The sequence below is a fragment of the Prevotella koreensis genome (genome assembly GCF_003977605.1).
Taxonomy (GTDB): Bacteria; Bacteroidota; Bacteroidia; order Bacteroidales; family Bacteroidaceae; genus Prevotella; species Prevotella koreensis.
Genome location: NZ_RYYU01000001.1, coordinates 1,859,225 through 1,874,739 on the forward strand (window position 1 = coordinate 1,859,225; position 15,515 = coordinate 1,874,739).

11 protein-coding genes and 1 tRNA gene are annotated in these 15,515 nt (G+C 45.3%); 9 read left to right on the plus strand and 3 right to left on the minus strand.

What is annotated here, in order from left to right; genetic code table 11:
- Positions 1-19: 19 nt before the first annotated feature.
- From EHV08_RS07870 to EHV08_RS07915, 9 genes are all read left to right on the plus strand, one after another.
- Entirely contained in the window at positions 20-1,510 is a 1,491-nt protein-coding gene (locus EHV08_RS07870) for a hypothetical protein (protein ID WP_126678789.1), read from the plus strand.
- Positions 1,511-1,704: 194 nt separating this feature from the next.
- Complete coding sequence (locus EHV08_RS07875) at positions 1,705-1,923, plus strand: hypothetical protein (RefSeq protein ID WP_126678790.1); 219 nt, start codon at positions 1,705-1,707, stop codon at positions 1,921-1,923.
- Entirely contained in the window at positions 1,924-2,331 is a 408-nt protein-coding gene (locus EHV08_RS07880) for a putative toxin-antitoxin system toxin component, PIN family (protein WP_126678791.1), read from the plus strand.
- Positions 2,332-2,608: 277 nt separating this feature from the next.
- On the plus strand, positions 2,609-8,347 hold the full coding sequence (locus EHV08_RS07885) for an alpha-2-macroglobulin family protein (RefSeq protein WP_126678792.1): 5,739 nt from the start codon (positions 2,609-2,611) through the stop codon (positions 8,345-8,347).
- Positions 8,348-8,505: 158 nt separating this feature from the next.
- On the plus strand, positions 8,506-9,858 hold the full coding sequence (locus tag EHV08_RS07890; protein ID WP_238988044.1) for an aminotransferase class V-fold PLP-dependent enzyme: 1,353 nt from the start codon (positions 8,506-8,508) through the stop codon (positions 9,856-9,858).
- Between the two features lie 152 nt (positions 9,859-10,010).
- Complete coding sequence (locus EHV08_RS07900) at positions 10,011-10,481, plus strand: DUF4252 domain-containing protein (protein ID WP_126678793.1); 471 nt, start codon at positions 10,011-10,013, stop codon at positions 10,479-10,481.
- A 13-nt stretch (positions 10,482-10,494) separates the two neighbouring features.
- Positions 10,495-11,007 carry an RNA polymerase sigma factor gene (locus EHV08_RS07905; protein WP_126678794.1) on the plus strand — a complete coding sequence of 171 codons (513 nt, stop codon included), beginning with the start codon at positions 10,495-10,497 and terminating at the stop codon, positions 11,005-11,007.
- A complete protein-coding gene (locus EHV08_RS07910; protein WP_126678795.1) occupies positions 10,994-11,542 on the plus strand; it encodes a hypothetical protein in 549 nt (182 codons plus the stop codon). The genes EHV08_RS07905 and EHV08_RS07910 overlap by 14 nt, the downstream gene beginning before the upstream one ends.
- The gene (locus EHV08_RS07915) at positions 11,539-11,988 is read left to right on the plus strand and encodes a DUF4252 domain-containing protein (RefSeq protein ID WP_126678796.1); all 450 of its coding nucleotides are present in this window, start codon (positions 11,539-11,541) and stop codon (positions 11,986-11,988) included. Before EHV08_RS07910 ends, EHV08_RS07915 begins: the two co-directional genes overlap by 4 nt.
- A gap of 210 nt (positions 11,989-12,198) precedes the next feature.
- On the opposite strand, the gene EHV08_RS07920 is transcribed toward EHV08_RS07915, so the two are convergent.
- The 3 genes from EHV08_RS07920 to EHV08_RS07930 all read right to left on the minus strand — a co-directional run bounded on the left by EHV08_RS07920 (position 12,199) and on the right by EHV08_RS07930 (position 15,449).
- Positions 12,199-12,270 (minus strand) — tRNA-Arg (locus tag EHV08_RS07920).
- Positions 12,271-12,713: 443 nt separating this feature from the next.
- Complete coding sequence (metG, locus tag EHV08_RS07925) at positions 12,714-14,825, minus strand: methionine--tRNA ligase (RefSeq protein ID WP_126678797.1); 2,112 nt, start codon at positions 14,823-14,825, stop codon at positions 12,714-12,716.
- 117 nt (positions 14,826-14,942) lie between these two features.
- Positions 14,943-15,449 carry an SH3 domain-containing protein gene (locus tag EHV08_RS07930; protein ID WP_126678798.1) on the minus strand — a complete coding sequence of 169 codons (507 nt, stop codon included), beginning with the start codon at positions 15,447-15,449 and terminating at the stop codon, positions 14,943-14,945.
- Positions 15,450-15,515 lie beyond the last annotated feature (66 nt).

A 15,515-nucleotide genomic window follows, 5' to 3' on the forward strand; every position in this document is an offset into this window, starting at 1 on the left:
AAACCCTGTAAGAAAGCACATGGCGGAAACAGACTCTTATGTCTGTGCTGCACGGAAAAAGACAGTGAAAGGCCAAGAAGGAGGGTGGAAACCTCTTGGTAAGGGATTGTTCCGTGACGACATGGTAACCGCTTTGTACTTGGTGGATAATTACGAGTTTGAGGTGGATATGGAAGAAAGTTTGTCCACCCCGGGACTTTATCGTTTGGTAACACCTTACAAAAATTACCCGACGAATCCGGCAACGCTTACCACCGATACTTATATGGAAGTTGACGCGACAGATCCGGATCATGTCTTCTTCCGTAGATATGACACCGGTATGAACTGGGGTAATGGAAATATCATTATCAATTCCATAGCCGGTGACTATTATGTTTCAGGAAGGTTTGATGAAGCCAAAGAAGAGGGACTTTGCGGTGTCCTCAAAGATGGTATTATCACTTTCCCGGAGCGTACTTTGCTTGTAAAAGACGAAACAGTGGCCGGTGAAAATAATTATAAAATTGCCAATGCCAACAACAAGTTTCGCCTGAAACTTCCCGGAACTCCTGATCTTGATGTCGTGCCTACCATAAAAGGCAAGGTTGATGAAGGAGACAAGTCGTACGTAAATGTTAATTTCACGATTGGCAAAGATCTGGAGAAGATAAAAATAGCGATGTTTGAAGGCGAATATGAACAAAATATGGCTGTTGGCATAGTTAATGGTACTATCGAATCTTCCGAGATGACAGCAAGTGGCGATCATCTTTTCCCATTAGATAAAGACGGATTATTTACGTTTGTGGCTGTTCCTTATTATAAAGGAAATGCTATGGAGGCAGTATATTTAACCAAGGAATTATCATTCTTCCATGCAGGATGGAAAGATATCGGTACCGCATCTTATACCGATGGTTTCCTTGCAGATTCTGAAGTTGGAATTGGCGTAGATGTTGTAACCACAGAAGTCCAAGTTCAGGAAAGTACAGAGCATCCGCGTTTGTTCCGCCTTATTGACCCCTATGGCTTGAACTATCCATATTCCACAGTGCAAAACTATGACACCAGCCGTCCTTATTATATGGAGATTGATGTGACCGATCCCGAACGTGTTGTAATTCATAAAATGGAAGATGGCTGTGGTCTTGTTTTTAATGTTGGAAAAATGCTACTTTGGAGCAGGGCAGACAGATACATTACCGAGGGACTGAAAACAAAGCAAGAGGTGGAGGAAATGAATCTTTACGGTAAATGTAATGGCAAGGTGATAACGTTCCCGAATGGGGCTTTGTGCATCAATTTTATTGATGTTAGGGATGTATGGTATAAGGCAAATCTTAAAGGATCATTCAAACTCGTTCTTCCCGTAGATGTAACTGCCGATATATCTGCTGTAGATAATGACAATACATCTCCAATTGAGTTTTTCACTCTCGAAGGCATGAAAGTAGAGAAAGAATCTTTAAAACCTGGCATATACATCAAAAAGCAAGGTTCAAAAGGCTCAAAAGTAATAATAAAATAAGCATCAAATAAGAGATTAAACCTCAATCGGTCATTAGTTCACAAGCTAATGACCGATTGAGGTTTAATGTGAGTTAGGTATATGTAACCCGCGTAATATTTGACAAAAATGAAAATTTGTGCTGATATTTGGAGTTGCCAATGAAAAGTTGTATATTTGCACCGAAACAATATTAATGGATAAGGAGGTAAAATATGAATACTACAACAAAAAATGGAAATACACAATTCGTGTATCTAAATATACCACGGAGCGATTGGCAACTGTTGAAAGACCTTTCTAAGAAATTAGGTTGGCAGGCAGAAACAAGTGAACAGCGATTAGACGCATTTGTTAAGAGTCGTCCGAAAGCATTGGAACTGTCTGAAGACGACATCATGAACGAGGTAAATGCTATAAGATATGGCAAGTAAATGAAAGTTATCATTGATTGTAATATTTGGATTTCATTCCTGCTGGGTCATCAAACTTTTCTTGTGCGAAAGATTTTGATAAACCCGACGTTTGATATCTTTGTATGTCATGAACTTCTAACAGAGATAAAGGACGTGGCCAGCAGGGAAAAAATACGCAAATACATAGACATATCTGATATTGATGATTTATTGAATTTAATTCATGACTTTTGCATTTATGCAGAAATACAGCATGTTGCTGCAAGTCAGATAAGAGATGCAAAAGACTTATATCTTCTGTCATTGTCAGAAACGGTCGGGGCAGATTATATCGTGTCCGGCGATAAATATCTATTGGTTTTGGAACGTCATGGACAGACAAAAATGATAAAACTTATGGATTTTAAATTGTTGTGTGGTTTGTGAACATAATCGTTTTCGTTGCTATTTGCTAAGAACTTCTTTTTAATTTCGGCGATTTTGAAAAGTAAATTCGCCGAAATTGGTCTGCAAATTGGGCGAGATTGCTGAGGTAAAGGTGATGTATGAGAAACTAAGACGGTATTAATGATTGGCTTGTATTAGGTTTCTTGTTCAGAAAAGTGTGGCGTACTATTGGTTTTATTGTTTAAATATTTTATATTTGCACATGTTATGCAGGGAATGCAAGTATAAAAAAGAGTAACATTGAATTTTTGTTGATATGAGGAAGTTTATATTGTTGGTGTTGCTGACGGTTTCTTGTCTGTCGGCATCGGCGCAGAGTTATGATGAGTTGTGGGGCGAGGTAGAGAAGGAGCGAGGTTTCAAACCGCAGTCGTATATTGCAACAATGGAGAAAATAAAGGCGAAAGCAGAGAGGGAAGGCAATATGCCGCAACTGCTGAAAGCCGATTTCGACATCGCCTCTTGTCGTGTGTTGCTCAGTCCGGAAGTTGTAAACGACGTTCTGGAGTACATGAAGAAAGAAGAACTGAAGTGGAGAGAGAAAGATGGTGTGGCATCGGCTTTCTACTGTGTTTTCCTGCATCAGTCGATAATTGGCGACACTGTGTATTCGCGACAGGCACTTGCCAATCCCGACTTGCTCGCAAGCAAGAAAGCGTCAGACTATCAACCGCTGGTGAATATATTGCGTGAAGCGGATAATGTTTCAGGGAGTGACGACCTGCTTTATCTCATCGGCAACGCCGTTGGCAAGACTCGTTTCCTTAACGACTACTATACAAGGAAAGGAAACCGCAGGGCAGCACTACTCACCGCACTCGATATTTTAGACGAATCCACGTCTGCTCCTCGCTCGGTTACGGCAGGAAACGCTACCGAAACTACTCAGGGAAGACACGCCAGCCTATCAACATACGAAATACTTGATTCTTTGCAGAACTTATATGGAGATTTGAGTATAGCACCGGAGATTGACATTCGCCGGTGTATAAAGATGCGAAGCGACAAAATATACTCTGTGAAAGAAACTTATGATGCCATAGTAGAGACCATCAATCGCAATGCTACCTATCCTCGTATGGATGTTCTGCGCAACATATTGTCGGCAATTACCGTTCCGAGCGTATATTACAAACTCGACAAGTCGTTGTTCTCGTCGCGCGATTCCATCGAACTTAACATGGAATATGTCAATGTCAAGGAAGTGAAGATTACGTTATACAAGATTGACGAGTCACTCAATGTCAAGACTCTTGAAAGCGATTATGATTTTGATAATATAACGAAAGGACAGATTGCAGCAGAGAATGTTTTCACGCTTCCTTCGTTGGAGCCATACCTTAGGGGAAAGACTAAACTGTGTATGCCGCCCTTGCCGTTGGGCGGATATGTCTTGGAGATAATGGCCGACACGCTTAAAGCGTTCAAAATTCCGGTGAGGGTCAGCGACTTGCGACTTATTATGATGAGTTATCCACATGATGTGGCGCGAATTATGGCGGTTGATGCTAATAGTGGCAAGCCCGTTTCCGGTGTCAGTTTGATTGCTTTTGAAGATGATGTGCAGACGCAAGTTGCTGTGACCGACAGTAAAGGGGAGGCAAAGGTGGAATATAAAATGCAGTCGCCCATTATGCCACAGACCACCACCGACCGCTGGTCAACATTATGTCACATGTATATTTTCACCGAAGCGGAGCGTGACAATGATCAGAAACTGCTCGTTCTCACCGACCGTGACATATATCGTCCGGGACAGGAAGTAAATGTAACGGCATTGATATACCGAAATTTCGAGTATCCTAATGCCAAAGCGATAAAGGGAGAAAAGGTAGTGTTTACAGTGGAAGACACCAATGGTAAGGAAATTTTTAAGGCAAAGGGGAAGACCGACGAGTATGGTTGCTGCAGCGTTAAATTCACTATACCTAAGTCAGGAACGACAGGAAAATATGATATTTGTGTAGAGACGGAAGATGAGGAAGAATATAAATCGTTCTCTGTGGAGGAATACAAACGGCCCACTTTCATCGTTTCGCTTGACGAAGAATCTGCTCCCTATGTCCTCGGTGACACGATACACTTGTCGGGAAAAACCGAAACGCTGATGGGCTCGCCGGTACAGGACGCTACGGTGGTGCTTGAATTGAGTTGTATCAGTATGTCGAGTGAGAGTAAAGTATGTAAAAATGATACGCTGATTACGGTAGTCACCGATTCTAAAGGGTGCTTTAATGCCGTGGTGACTCCCGCCATATATAGTAAGGAAAGCGATGATAAGTCGCCAATATATATTAATGTCACGGCGAAAGTGACCGACAGGGCAGGCGAAACGCACAGCCAAAGATATTATCAGATGACGCTTTCCGAGAAGCCGGTAAGCATGATGTGCAATATCTTTTACGACAATGTGTATGAACGTAAGAGCATCGGCAACCTCAAATTGTGGAGTGTCAACGGCAACAAGGTTGTGCAGTCGCTGCCAATTACCTATTGGTTCGAGGGCTATGAGAAATATTCCGTGACAAAGCAGGGTAATAAAAAGGTGAGCGTGGAAATACCGGCAGAGGTGCCCGACGGCAAGTATTGGCTCTATGCCACTTGTATGGGCGACACCCTGAAGCGCGAAGTGATAGTGTTCGACATTGCCAACAAACGCCCTTGTTACGACACTCGTTCATGGTTCTATGCCACGAGCTCCGTTTTAGACCCGACCGGAAAGACCCCCGTAACGATACAGATTGGTTCGAGCGATGCCGATGTCAGCGTTGCATACGCAATATTTTCCGGCAATAAAGTCCTTGAGGAAGGGCGCTTTGATATGACAGACAGCATAGTGAGTCGGGATATATACTATCAGAAACGTTATGGCGACGGAATACTGGTGGCTGTGATGTGGTATCGTGACGGAAAACTCTACGAGCATAATTTCAGGATTACGAAGAAGAAAGACGATTACCATCTGAAAATGAAATGGGAAACCTTCCGCGACAGATTGCAGCCCGGACAGACCGAACAATGGATGCTCAACGTGACGAAGCCCGACGGTACTGCAGCACGAGCCAATGTCTTTGCAACGATGTATGATGCTGCGCTCGACTTGATAGAGAGTCATTGGTGGCCGCATTATTTGGAAAACAATAGTCATGATGTTCCTAATATTAGTGTCATTTCAAGTGAGATATTGGTAGGCGAGAACATGTTTTCATACGCATTGCCGTTAGTGCTGTTGCCCGAACATTTTCTTCATGGAACGGCTCTGATGGTGAACAGCGTGAGACCTTACGTTTATGGAAAGGTAATAGATATAAATAAAGAGCCAGTGATTGGTGCCACAGTGATGTCGATGGACGAAAAAGTCGGTACCTTTACAGATATAGACGGTAATTTCAAGATTGATATTCCTGTGGGAACGCCTTTTATGGTGAAGTTTATAGGGTGTGCAACTTGGACGGGAATCAGCACTCCCAACAATATGCTCATTCGTCTTGACAACGATGGAGTTCCGATAGATGAAGTGGTGGTGTCGGCTTATGCAATTGCCACAAATAAGAGTTTCAAAGGAAGTGAAGTGCGTGTTCGGGGCAGATCATCTATCGTTGCAGATGGTGTATATGGCTGTTATAGCAACGATGAAATAGAATCTGCCCTTTTCGGAGCCACTGCCGGTATAGCCATTAGCAATTTAGTGTCTTTCGAACCGACAAAATCCGCGCCGGATAAGACTGCCTCAACCGATTTCAGTGCAGTTCCGGTGCGTGAAAATCTCAACGAACTTGCATTCTGTTATCCCAACCTGCGCACCGATGACCGTGGCAATGTGGCAATAGGATTCACCATGCCGGAAAGTCTGACAAAATGGCAACTGAAAATGTTCGCACATACCAAGGATCTATATGTCGGTAATATGGATTGCAGTATTGTGGCGGCCAAGGACTTCATGCTACAGCCTAACATGCCGCGATTCTTGCGTGTAGGCGACGATGCGCACCTCTCTGCCCGCATCCTCAATATCTCCGACCGCAACGTAAAGGGCACAGCGCGCCTCGTGCTCATAGATCCGGAGACGGAACGTGAGGTCTATACGGAGGATGTGGAGTTTGACGCAGCGGCCGAGCAGACCGCAGTAGCAACGTTCCATTATGCCCCGCAGGCTGACGATCCTACATTGCTTATTTGTAAGATGATGGCCTCCGATGGCATTTCTTCAGACGGCGAGCAACACTATCTGCCGTTGCTCAGTCGTCGCGAACTCGTTATGCGTACACGGCCTTTCACTATGTATGGCAGCGGAAAGAAGACTATTGACATCGCCTCTTTACTCTCTCCTTCATCACTCGACGCATCACTCTCAATCGAATACACTAATAACCCATCGATGTTAATGCTACAGTCTCTTCATGCTTATACCACTCCGTTTGACGATTGCATACTTTGTCAGAGCGGAGCGTTGTTCGTGAACAGTTTCGGAAAGCGTCTTGTTACCGAAAATCCGGCACTTGCCGACTCGCTCGTGGCATGGAACAAGGCCGATAGCGAGGCAGACACACCGACCGGAAACCTGCAACGCAACGAACAACTGTTAAACATTGTGCTGCAAGAAACACCTTGGGCAATGGCGGCAAAGAACGAGACGGAACAGAAACGCCGTCTTGCCGAATTCCTGAATGTCAGGTCGCTGACGAAGAAAATAGATAAAGACATGGAACGTATAGACGATAGGCAAAATGAAGACGGTTCGTGGGGGTGGTTCCCGGGAATGAATGGCAGTGAGAGCATAACTCTGCTGACACTCGATGCGCTTGTAAACGCACAGATGGTAGGTCTCACAGACAATAAAATAAAGATGAATACGATGCAAACTAAAGCGTTCGCCTATCTCGCCTCGGCAATGGAAGAGCATGTCAAGGCATTGAAAAAGGAGGAACGGCAGGTACCATCGCGCTTCATGGTGGAATATCTTTATCTTTGTGCCAAGGCAAAACCGCAACTAACGCAGCAACAGAACGAAGACAAGGACTATCTTGTCTCGCTGCTCGACGGATGCTTCCGACACGGTTCTATATACGAACGTGCGCTCTGTGCTATAATATTCCATGACATGGGTAAGGACTCTTTGGCGCGCGACTATGCCGAGAGTGTGAAACAATATTCCATATCAGATCCGGAGCGAGGTCGTTATTTCGATACCGGAAAGGCGTTGTATTCATGGCGTAGTTATAAGATTCCGACGCAGACAAAGGCTATAGAGGCTCTCGCATTGATAACACCCGACGACCGTGAGACCATTGGCGAGATGCAACGCTGGCTGTTGCAAGAGAAGCGTACACAGATGTGGGAGTCGTCGATTGCCGCAGTAGATGCAGTGAATGCTTTCATTACAGGTCGTGAAAATGCCTTTGGATTGGGTGGTTCGCCGGCAAGCATCACCGTGGATGGCGACCCATTGCCGATGGAGGGTGTCACACGTGCCGAGGGTTATGTGAAAGTTACGATGCCGGCAGAGGGGAAGCGGCAGGTTGTTATAGACAAACCGGCTGACGGAACATCGTGGGGAGCGGTGTATGCACAGATGATATGCGATGTCGATGATGTGGAATCGTCAGGCAGTGACATAACGGTGAAGCGAGAGATATTGAAAGACGGAAAGCCTGCAGACCATCTGCGACTTGGCGACAGGGTTACGGTGCGCATCACGGTGAAAGCCGTGCGCGACTTCGATTTCGTGCAAGTGTCCGACCGTAGGCCCGCTTGTCTCGAACCGGTGATGCAGACCAGTGGTTACGACTATACTCTGAGATGCTATGTGAGTTCGCGCGATACACGTACGGACTATTTCATTGCCCAAATGCCACGTGGCGAGTGGGTGATAGAGAAGATGTTCTATGTTGACCGTGTCGGAACTTACAAGTCGGGAACAGTGACCGCACAGTGCGCCTATGCTCCCGAATACACCGGCACGGGGACGGCTGTAACGGTGGTAGTTGACGAATGACGGAGCGTAAAAATATGGTGCATTGTTGCCTTTTTCGCTGAAAAGTATTAAATTTGCAGTCATGATAAGTGCAAAGAGATACAGCGAATGATATTGCCGTCTCTTCGTCTTTTGATATTCAACATTTAGTGTTTAACATTTTATTTTTAATATAGCAAGTGTACGATATAAATAAAGTGCGGGAAGATTTCCCGATATTGAGCCGCGAGGTGTATGGCAAACCGCTGGTATATCTCGACAATGCGGCTACCACGCAGAAGCCGCGTATGGTGGTGGATGCGATGACTGAAGAATACTACAACGTCAATGCGAATGTTCACCGCGGTGTGCATTACCTCTCGCAGCAGGCCACCGACCTGCATGAGGCTGCCCGTGAAAATGTTCGTAAGTTCATCAATGCAGAAAAGATAGAGGAGGTTATCTTCACCCGCGGCACCACAGAGAGTCTTAATCTTGTGGCTTCGTCGTTCTCTGAGCAGTTCATGAAAGAGGGCGATGAGGTGATAGTATCGACAATGGAACACCATTCCAACATCGTTCCGTGGCAACTTCAGGCTGCGAAACGCGGTATAAAACTGCGCGTCATACCAATGACCGACGACGGACAACTGGTAATTGACGAATACGAACGGCTGTTCACTAATCGCACTAAGATAGTGAGCGTGGCCCATGTGAGCAATGCTCTGGGCACGGTTAACCCTGTTGCCGAAATAATACGCATTGCCCACGAACATGATGTGCCGGTGATGATAGACGGTGCGCAGAGTGCTCCGCACTTCAAGATTGATGTCAGGGAACTCGATTGCGACTTCTTCGCATTTTCCGGACATAAGATGTATGGCCCCACCGGTATCGGCGTGCTCTACGGAAAGGAGCGGTGGCTTGAGCAGATGCCGCCTTATCAGGGTGGGGGAGAGATGATAGACCGTGTCACTTTCGAGCATACCACTTTCGAGCGGTTGCCTTTCAAGTTTGAGGCCGGCACTCCCGACTATATCGCTACGCATGGACTGTCGCGTGCAATCGACTATATCGAGACTCTCGGCATGGACAATATCTCTGCCCATGAGCACGAACTGACACGCTATGCGATGGAAAAACTGAGCGAGATTGAAGGCTTGCAAATCTACGGTCTGCCACTTTCCGCACCTGCGGGAACTCACGATGCCGTAGTCTCTTTCAATTTATTCAACCCCACCTCATCCCTCAACGCTCAACCATCATCCCTCAACGCTCCGCTCGGCTCCGACAATGGACGCTTTAACAGTGAAGCAGAGAAACAACGCTCAACGCTCAACGCTCAACGCTCAACCCTCATCCACCACCTCGACATCGGCACCCTCCTTGACCGTCTCGGCATCGCTGTGCGCACCGGACACCACTGCGCGCAGCCTATCATGGTTCGTCTCGGCATACTCGGAACCGTGCGTGCTTCTTTCGCACTCTATAATACGAAAGACGAGGTAGATATACTTGCGGCGGGAATAGCCAGAGTGGCTAAAATGTTCTGACATTGACAGCATTACAAATCCTTTCCATACGATTTCTTGTAAGGAAAGGATTTTTTTATTGTTTTTACTGAAACAAAATCCGAAAAAATGCGTCCTTGATATAGAAAGCGCTTCAAACAACGTATTTTTATTAACTGAAAAAAAGAAAAACAATGAAGAAACTATTTGTAACTTTGGTGATTATGGTCTTGGCAATGCCTATGATGGCGCAGAGCATACAGAAATTTATCGACAAATACAGTGCCATATCTGGAGTGGAATTAGTGAATTTAGGCCCGGAAATGCTTAAAAACGGCTTTAGTAAAAGTGGTATCAATATAGGTCCGATAGACAAAATGCCGGGAATGGTGAGGCTCGATTCCATTAATATTCTTACTATGGAAAAAGCCGGAAAGCGCGTTAAGAAGTTCGTTAAAGATGCCAAGAAACTCAATATTGAGGCCGATGGCTACAGCGAAGTAATAAATACTATTAGCGATGGAGATTACGTAAGGATTCTTGCACGCGGAGAAATGAACGATGCTAATGAGTTCGTGGTCATCGCTACAGACAAGGAAGACGAATCGTTTACGGTGGTCAGGATGTGCGGCAAGATGAATCTTGAAAGTTTGATGAACCAATAGAACCATTCATCTGATGACCGCTTCAGATTTTAAATACCTTTTCCTGCCCTGTCATAAGCAGATGTATTGGGTAGCAATGCGTCTCACCGCTAATACTGCAGAGGCTGAAGACTTGGTGCAGGAGGCTTTTATGAGGTTGTGGCTGAAGCGCAACGATATTCATGACCTTGAGAGTCCGCTCTCTTTTGGCATACGTACAATGCGCAACATATTCCTTGACAAGCAACGGAGAAGGCATATTGAAGAACGAGACTGCGACCCGGCAAGCATCGTAGTAAAGGAGAACAGCACTCCCGACAGCAATATGATTGCGGCGGAAACGATGCAACGCGTACTCCTATTGATAGAAAAACTGCCCGAACAGCAGCGCCGGATAATAACGATGAAAGACCTCGAAGGCTATACGTTCGAGCAGATAGCACAGCAGATAGGACTGTCTGAGGCAGGGGTGAGGACTTCGCTGAGCCGCGCACGACAAACCATAAGACAACAATTCAAAACAAACAATGAAGATGAAAAAATCTGAAACGGACATACTGGTAGAGAAATTCTTCAACGGAGAAACTACCGAAGAGGAGGAAAAACTGCTTCATGAAGCATCGCTCAACGCTCCTCTCGGCTCTGATAGGAAACTCTTTCAAAGCGAAGCGGAGAAAGAACATTCATCGCTCATCGCTCAACGCTCAACACTCAACGCTCACCGCTCATCGCTCCTCCAATCCCTCACCCCCCAACCTGAGGTTCCCCTCGGACTGGAACATCGACTTTCAAGACAGATAGACCAATGGAACAGCATTGAGAGAAGGTCGGAAAAGCGTGTCAGAATAGCAGTAATGCGCTGGACGATAGGCATTGCCGCCGGTATCGCCCTCATCGTTGGAATAGCCATTCCGACACTACGTGAACCCGATGCCGTGAAGTATGCCGAGGAACAGGAAACATATAACGACCCCGAAATGGCACAGAGAGAGGCGGAGAAAGCACTCGCAAAATTCTCTGACTGTATCAACAAAGGGTTTGACATAATGGATAAAACAACTAATAAAAACGTAAAACAATGAAAAGAATAATGGTTATTGCAATGCTTGCAATGATTTGCAGCATGACATTCGCGCAGGCAACTGTGTTTGACAAGTATAAGAACAACAAAGACGTATCTGTTGTTTACATAGGTAAGGCGATGTTGTCGATGATGAAAAACAAAAAAATCGGCGAATATGACGCAGGGAAAATCAGTTCCGGGATAGACAAAATATACATTTTGGATTGCGAGAAAAAGAGACTGTTAGGAGAAATCAAGGCGTATGTGGTTTCTTACATGAAACGAAACAAATATGAGGTTGCGATGACTGTCAACGACGATGGCGAAGACGTTACAATCTATCATAAGTCCCTGCCGGGAAATAAGAACGACTTCTATCTGCTGAACGTTGAAAGTGATGAAGTCACGGTGATAAACATGTCGGGCACAGTTTCGCTTCAGGACATCCAGGCTTTCAATCAATAGTGATGTTTGCACCATTGATCTGATTATTCTCACACACATTCGTAGAATATGCTAATGCCTTTCTTCAGAGCATCAGTTACTACGATTGTGTGTGAGGTATGTAATACATAAGTCCAAGGATTATTCAATATCAAGCCCCATTTTTGATATTTTGGGCAAGAAAATAGCAGATGGTATGCAGTGATATTACTCATAACTTTTGTTATATAGTAGTCCCACCGAGAATCGAACTCGGATCTAATCTTTAGGAGAGACTTGTTCTATCCATTGAACTATGGGACCGTTATGACTTTGCAACTGCAACCGTGGCATAAATAAAAAATGTTGCATTTGCGCTTGCAAAGTTACTGTTTTTATGCTTTATATCCAAATTTGCTACACTTTTATTTTCCAAAAGTTTGTGGATATGAAAGTGCTTGAATATCGTGGAAAATACTATCTGCCATAAATCGCAGAACAAAATGGGCGAAATTGCAAATCAATTTGGGCGAATTTGAAAACCAAAACAGGCGAAATTGATGAGCAATTTCGCCTGTTTTGCATTATATAAGTTGCTTCTTGGTTTGCTTTTGTGGCATAAGTCGTTGGCAAATAAGAGGTTAATCCGCTCACCGTTCATCACTCCACTCGTTTCCGACAGGAAACGCTTTCAAAGCGAAGCGGAGAAAGAACGCTAAACATTCATCGCTCAACGCTCAACGCTCAACACTTACCGCTCAACCAAACTACCCTACCTGACTACCCGGCTTCACCTCATCATGAACCGTTGTCACATGTAGCGAACCATCAGCATTTACAGCAGAGAGAATCATGCCTTGACTTTCGATGCCCATCATCTTGCGCGGTGCGAAGTTGGCAACGAACAACACCTGTTTCCCTATGAGTTGTTCCGGTTCGTAGTAGGCAGCAATACCACTGAGAATGGTGCGCTCCACGCCACTGCCATCGTCTATTGCGAACTGCAGAAGTTTCTTGGACTTCTTCACTTTCTCGCATCTCAAAACCTTTCCTACACGTATGTCCATCTTCTCGAAAGTGTCGAAGTCAACGTCAGCCTTTATCGGTTCGGCCTTATATTCGGCAGCCTCGTTGGCCTTCTTTGTATCTTCGAGTTTCCGGATTTGTTTTTCTATGGTCTCATCTTCTATTTTCTCGAAGAGCAGAGCAGGTTCTGCCAAGCGATGTCCTGGCTTCAAAATGTCGGCGCTTCCGAGACATTCCCATGTGAGTTGTGTCTCCGTTGTCGTTGCTTGTGTTGTGGCAGAAGAGTCGGCCATGTCGATGTTCAACATGTCCTGAAGTTTCTTTGACGAGAACGGCAGGAACGGTTCGAAGGCGATGGATAGGTTTGCAGTGAGTTGCAGACAGATATTAAGTACCGTCTCCACGCGTTTCGGGTCAGATTTCCACACTTTCCATGGTTCACATTCCGTGATATAACGGTTGCCGAGACGTGCAAGATTCATTGCCTCGAACTGTGCTTCGCGGAACTTGAACTGGTCGAGCAACGTTTCGATTTTTGCTTTCACGCAACCGAGTTCTTCGAGAGTAGTCTTGTCTATGTCGAGCAACTCGCCACGCTCCGGCACCACACCATCGAAATATTTTTTGGTGAGTTGCAATGCGCGATTCACGAAGTTGCCATAGATCGCCACCAACTCCGAGTTGTTGTGCTCCTGAAAGTCCTTCCACATGAAGTTGTTGTCTTTCGTCTCCGGAGCGTTTGCTGTTAGCACATAGCGCAGCACATCTTGTTTGTCGGGCATTTCCACAAGATACTCATGCAGCCATACGGCCCAGTTGCGGCTTGTGCTTATCTTGTCGTTCTCAAGGTTCAGGAACTCGTTTGACGGCACGTTGTCGGGCATGATATACTTGCCGTGCGCCTTCATCATTGTCGGGAAGATGATACAATGGAACACAATGTTGTCTTTTCCGATGAAATGCACGAGTCGTGTATCCTTATCCTGCCACCATTTCTGCCATGTTCCCCACTTGTCAGGGTTGCTTTCGCAGAGTTCTTTGGTGTTTGATACGTAACCGATAGGCGCATCGAACCATACGTATAGCACTTTACCTTCAGCCCCTTCCACCGGAACCGGAATGCCCCAGTCGAGGTCGCGCGTCATTGCTCGCGGCTGTAAGTCCATATCGAGCCATGACTTGCACTGTCCGTAAACGTTCGGTCGCCATTCCTTATGTCCTTCCAAAATCCACTTTCTGAGCCAGTCCTGATACTTGTCGAGCGGCAGATACCAGTTCTTGGTGTCTTTAAGCACCGGTTCCGAGCCACTTATCGTACTCTTGGGATTGATGAGTTCTGTCGGCGACAGGTCGCGTCCGCATTTCTCACACTGGTCGCCATAAGCCCCCTCGCTGTGGCAGTATGGACACTCACCTATGATGTATCTGTCAGCAAGGAACTGACGGGTTTCCTCGTCATAGTATTGTTTTGTTGTCTCCTCTATCAGTTTGCCCTCGTTATACAGTTTTTTGAAAAACTCTGAGGCGAACTTATGGTGCGTCTTGCTTGTTGTGCGGCTATACACATCGAATGATATGCCGAACTGCTCGAATGAGTCTTTTATCATTTTGTGGTAGCGGTCAACCACATCTTGCGGTGTAATGCCCTCTTTTCTTGCGCGCATTGTCACCGGTACACCGTGCTCGTCCGAGCCTCCGATGAACACCACTTCTTCTTTTTTCAGCCTGAGATAGCGCACATAAATGTCGGCCGGTACATACACTCCGGCCAAGTGTCCGATGTGCACTCCGCCATTTGCATAGGGCAATGCCGATGTTACCGTTGTGCGCTTAAAGTTTTTCTTCTGTTCCATTGCAATTAAAATATTTGTGCGCAAAGATACGAAATTACTATGAAAAATAGTGTCCTTGAGAGTAAAGAAATTCTGAAATTCGGAATAATTATATTCTGAAATAAGGCGATTGCGCGTTCAACAGCAGTTTGTAAACGGGTTGCCGCACAGCCATTCCTCCTCTATCCATCCCGTATGTTTCTTGTCGAGTGTCTGTACTTTCACCCAACCGTTTTTTATATCCATTGGTCGCAGTTCTATTTCTTCGTTGAAAGTATATACCACAGCCGATTTTTCGTTTGCCGCTTTACGCAGATAGAGACGTTGCCCTCCATAGTTGCGCGTACCTACAGCAATTGTGGAGTAGTGGATAAAGTAATCGTGATTCGAGTTATCAAGATCTATCTCTTTCTCTTCATCGCAGTCGAATATGTCGTCATCTATCTCCCACCAGCCGTTTCGCGGGTCTTCCACTTCGAGAATAAATGTTCCTTTGGTACTCAATTTCTTCACTATCTTTCCGTTAGGAGTACTTCTGAGGTTAGTGTATTTTCCGTTGGTGTCGTGAATAAAAACTGTTAATGACTGTGCCTTGCCACAAATGGCAATAAGCATGAATGTAAATACTAATCCGATAGTTTTCATAAATAAAATGTTTATTTGTTTTAATATTATTCGTTATATATTTCTTTGATTTTCAAAATGTTGTTC

What these genes read in the sequence shown, in the direction of transcription:
- EHV08_RS07915 (WP_126678796.1), top strand. Translation starts at nt 11,539, where the DNA reads ATGAAAAGAATAATGGTTATTGCAATGCTTGCAATGATTTGCAGCATG.
- EHV08_RS07870 (WP_126678789.1), top strand. Translation starts at nt 20, where the DNA reads ATGGCGGAAACAGACTCTTATGTCTGTGCTGCACGGAAAAAGACAGTG.
- EHV08_RS07910 (WP_126678795.1), top strand. Translation starts at nt 10,994, where the DNA reads ATGAAAAAATCTGAAACGGACATACTGGTAGAGAAATTCTTCAACGGA.
- EHV08_RS07875 (WP_126678790.1), top strand. Translation starts at nt 1,705, where the DNA reads ATGAATACTACAACAAAAAATGGAAATACACAATTCGTGTATCTAAAT.
- EHV08_RS07900 (WP_126678793.1), top strand. Translation starts at nt 10,011, where the DNA reads ATGAAGAAACTATTTGTAACTTTGGTGATTATGGTCTTGGCAATGCCT.
- EHV08_RS07930 (WP_126678798.1), bottom strand. Translation starts at nt 15,449, where the DNA reads ATGAAAACTATCGGATTAGTATTTACATTCATGCTTATTGCCATTTGT.
- metG (WP_126678797.1), bottom strand. Translation starts at nt 14,825, where the DNA reads ATGGAACAGAAGAAAAACTTTAAGCGCACAACGGTAACATCGGCATTG.
- EHV08_RS07885 (WP_126678792.1), top strand. Translation starts at nt 2,609, where the DNA reads ATGAGGAAGTTTATATTGTTGGTGTTGCTGACGGTTTCTTGTCTGTCG.
- EHV08_RS07905 (WP_126678794.1), top strand. Translation starts at nt 10,495, where the DNA reads ATGACCGCTTCAGATTTTAAATACCTTTTCCTGCCCTGTCATAAGCAG.
- EHV08_RS07880 (WP_126678791.1), top strand. Translation starts at nt 1,924, where the DNA reads ATGAAAGTTATCATTGATTGTAATATTTGGATTTCATTCCTGCTGGGT.